The sequence below is a fragment of the Bartonella sp. AC329YNZD genome (assembly GCF_042196685.1).
GTDB lineage: Bacteria > Pseudomonadota > Alphaproteobacteria > Rhizobiales > Rhizobiaceae > Bartonella.
Genome location: NZ_JBHIQS010000047.1, coordinates 1 through 3,709, shown reverse-complemented (window position 1 = coordinate 3,709; position 3,709 = coordinate 1). Strand labels below are relative to the sequence as shown.

Sequence of the window (3,709 nt, the reverse complement as noted above, 5' to 3'; positions counted from 1 at the left end):
TGAGCAGTGACAAAACAGCCAAACAAGCGCGCTTGAAATTGACCCTTACCGGTGGACCTGCTGCGCGGTCCATGGTGAGTGATTTTGGCGCTGGCATATTGTGATGGGAACTGGCATATTATAATGGGAAAATGAGAGATGACAAAAACCAAAAAACTCGACATGGAATTGCCTAAAGAGGGGCGTTTTATCAGTTCTGAATTCCCAATCTTGCGGGAAAATTTGACCAAAATTGATCAAGCACTTGCGGAAGTTGAGGAAAAGGTAAACGAAAAGGCGCCTTTACAGCACACGCATACGATCAACGAAATCGCAGATCTAGAAAGCGCTCTCAATGGCAAGATGGCAGCGGATAAAACCTTTACTTTTGCTGATTTAAGCGATATCGAAGGGGCAAAAGATGCCGCTAACAACTATGTTCTCTATAAATCAAGCAACAATAACTTTACCTTTGGCAGTGCTGTCTCACTGTTAGGCGCGCATCAACATAAAACCGAAGATATCGTGGGGCTTGACGATTTTAGAGCCAAGCTTAACGAAGATCTCACAAGCTATGGGCGCCTCACAAGCCCAAATGAATGGCAAAGTTATAATAAATTTACCAGCAAAGTTAGCATGAGTGGTGGCTTAGAGCTGTTAGGTAATTCATCGTTTAATCTCACCCACAATAATAAAGTTGTGACAAGTCTAAGTGCAAGTGGAAGCATGCTTAGAGGTCCAGCAACTGTTGATGGTAAGGCACTTTACACAAAAGATGAGGCTACCACTGTCCTTCAAAAAATACGCAATGAGATTGCAAAACTGAAAGAAGTTACCGCGCTTAATCCCCTTGAAATCCTCATGACAGAAAGTGGACCCATTCCATTTCCTGATAGTGTTACTAGCTACACCGATATTGAAATATGGGCGTGGGGTGGCGGTGGAGGCGGCAGTAATATAAAAGGCGGTGGTGGAGGTGGCGGCGGTTGCGTACGTATTAAAATCAAAGGATACCAGCTGGGAAACTCAAAAAATGCTCAAATTGGACGTGGTGGGAAAGGCGGTAATAACGAGAGGGGAGGCATAGGTGGTCAAACAATAATTCAGGGACTTCTTACCGCAGGCGGTGGCGGAGGTGGTGGATATTATGGATACGCAACTAGTGGCAGTGAAGGAAGTGCCAACAGCAGTGGTCGCGGCGGTAGCGGTGGCAGCTATTACTCTAGCAATACCAGCGTCAATGGCAGTAGTTCTACTTTCGGTGGCGGGAGTGGTGGTGGCTACGCATACTATAGAAGTAACGACGGCCCCTTTATTGTCTATAAAACAAACATTGGACATGGTGGAAGCTCTATTTATGGTGGCGCTGGTGGTGGTTGCAGTGATGGTATCGCAAAAGGGGGGTACAGTGGGAAAGGCGGCAATGGTGGTGATGGAAATGGTTTTACCAGCGGCGGTGGCGGTGGCTACTTTCCAGGAAAATCTGGTGGAGATGGCGGCAATGGTGGTGACGGAGCAATCTTGTTGAGATTTTTTATCTAGGAGTTTTTTATGAAATATGCAGTTGTTGAAAATGGTGTGGTAACAAATATTATTGTAGCCTCAGAAGATTATGTTCACGCCTTTGATGGTGAGGCAATCCCCTCACGTGAAGCGCAGATCGGCTGGACTTATAAAGACGAAGTGTTCTCTCCTCCCGTGGTGGATGAAGAAACAATGGCAGAGCTTAGCCATAAATCACAAGAAAAAGGTGAAGAAGCTTAGGCACTCAAACAATAGTGTTAATGATGCTTGTTGTATAAGCTGGCTTTGTATGTTTTTAAAATCCCCTTTAAAGCTCTTTCAAAGCCCTTTAAAGGGCTTTTTTGACTGACAGTGTCAGTCTTATGAGAGAGTGTAGATGATTGTTATGGTCTCTTCATTAATGTGGAGAGCAAAATGGCAACAAAAGTAAATACTCTCTGTCGCACTATAGCAAAATCATTCTTTATCTTTAGAAAAAGCCCCGAAATCACGGCGTGCCCCCTCTTCTATTCCAAAAGTTTTGTAAAGAGATTAACGGCTCTTAGCAAGCCGCTCTAATAACCTATCGCTATGAGAAAACATAGCGGTTAGCCCACAGAAATTATCCTAGAAACTCAAAAACAAGGAGAATGGAACAAAAAATAGAGGCTGGGCTGGTTGCCCAGCCAACGGGACTTAGTTTAGCGACAACCCGTCCGATGTAAGAAGACCTCAACATCGCAGCCACTTCTTCTCACTTGGAAACAGTGAGAAGATGGCTAATATAGATGGAAGAGTGTTAAAAAATGATGGATACACTTTGTAAAGAAAAATTAAAATCTGTTGATCCTATCTCACCAGCTGCTGCTTATATTGGAGGCAAAAGAAGACTAGCCAAAACCATAGTTAACATTATCGAGGACATTCCTCATAGTATTTATGCCGAACCTTTCGTTGGAATGGGAGGAATATTCTTTAGGAGAAAATTGATTCCACCCACTGAAATCATTAATGACCGTTTAGGAGATGTGGTGAATTTTTTTCGGGTGTTACAACGCCATTATCACCCGTTTATAGAATTTCTGGAATTTCAAATAAGCAGCCGTGAGGAATTTCAACGATTACGTGCTCAAGATCCAGAAACCCTCACAGATTTAGAACGGGCTTCAAGGTTTTTATATTTGCAGCGTTTAAGCTTTAGCGGGAAGGTAGCCGACCGTACGTTTGGGGTTGAAACAGACCGCGGTGCACGTTTTAATCGTTTTAAACTTGAAGACTTATTAAAGCTTATTTACCGTCGTTTAGCGGGTGTTACCATTGAAAATTTAGACTGGTCTGAGTTTATCAGGCGCTATGATCGACCAAACACCTTATTTTATCTTGACCCGCCTTATTGGGGTGTTGAGGATTATTATGGCAAAGATTTGTTTAAGCGAGAGGATTATCAGAGGATGGCTATGCTGCTGGCACAATTAAAAGGGAAGTTTCTTTTGTCTCTCAATGATGTGCCAGAAGTTCGAAAAACCTTCAGTCAATTTACCTTTAAAAAAATAAATACGTTTTATTCGTGTAACGCCTTAAATAATGCAGTTCCCGCTAAGGAGCTTATCATCACCAATTGTGATTTCTAAAACGAGAAATAATACATATTAAAGGGCTTTAAATGACCTTTGAAGACCTTTTTAAAAAAGTAAATTGCTACAAAATCTAGTGTCAAAACATAAAAAGAAAGTGCTTGTTGAAAACAAACCTTTCTCAAGAGCGCCTCTTTACCTCTCATTTTTTCCATTCATTTCATTAGCCAATATTTCAAAGGAGCATAAAGTATGGCAACAGGTTTTTTACACGGTGTTGAAGTCGTTGAAGTTGACGACGGCACCCGCCCCCTTCGCGCGGTTCAGTCTGCCGTTATCGGAATTGTTGGCACAGCACCCGATGCCGATGAACGAGCATTCCCCCTCAACACACCCGTTTTGGTAGCCGGCTCTCTTTCACAAACCGCAAAACTGGATACAACAGGTAAACGACGCGGCACTTTACCCAATGCCCTTGATCTTATTTTCAAGCAAGTGGGTGCCATTGTTGTTGTCGTACGCGTGCAAGAAGGTGACAACGAAAATGCAACACTCACTAATATTCTAGGGGGTGTGAACGCAAATGGTGCTTATGAAGGCGTCCATGCTTTGATTGGAGCACAATCCATTGTGGGACAAACACCACGCATTCT

3 protein-coding genes and 1 pseudogene are annotated in these 3,709 nt (G+C 43.1%); all 4 read left to right on the top strand.

Annotated features, from left to right (window positions below; all coding sequences use genetic code 11):
• Positions 1 to 138 precede the first annotated feature (138 nt).
• Entirely contained in the window at positions 139 to 1,521 is a 1,383-nt protein-coding gene (locus ACFIMW_RS08880) for a Bgr_08870 family protein (RefSeq protein WP_375617380.1), read from the top strand.
• Positions 1,522 to 1,530: 9 nt separating this feature from the next.
• The gene (locus tag ACFIMW_RS08875; RefSeq protein ID WP_375608845.1) at positions 1,531 to 1,743 is read left to right on the top strand and encodes a hypothetical protein; all 213 of its coding nucleotides are present in this window, start codon (positions 1,531 to 1,533) and stop codon (positions 1,741 to 1,743) included.
• A gap of 548 nt (positions 1,744 to 2,291) precedes the next feature.
• Positions 2,292 to 3,113, top strand: coding sequence for a DNA adenine methylase (locus tag ACFIMW_RS08870; protein ID WP_375608847.1), 822 nt, complete (start codon positions 2,292 to 2,294; stop codon positions 3,111 to 3,113).
• Positions 3,114 to 3,308: 195 nt separating this feature from the next.
• Positions 3,309 to 3,709: pseudogene (locus ACFIMW_RS08865) on the top strand (phage tail protein); the annotation flags it as partial.

Excerpts from the sequence above, each read along its gene's own strand:
- ACFIMW_RS08870 (WP_375608847.1), top strand. The coding sequence starts at position 2,292 with ATGGATACACTTTGTAAAGAAAAATTAAAATCTGTTGATCCTATCTCA.
- ACFIMW_RS08880 (WP_375617380.1), top strand. The coding sequence starts at position 139 with ATGACAAAAACCAAAAAACTCGACATGGAATTGCCTAAAGAGGGGCGT.
- ACFIMW_RS08875 (WP_375608845.1), top strand. The coding sequence starts at position 1,531 with ATGAAATATGCAGTTGTTGAAAATGGTGTGGTAACAAATATTATTGTA.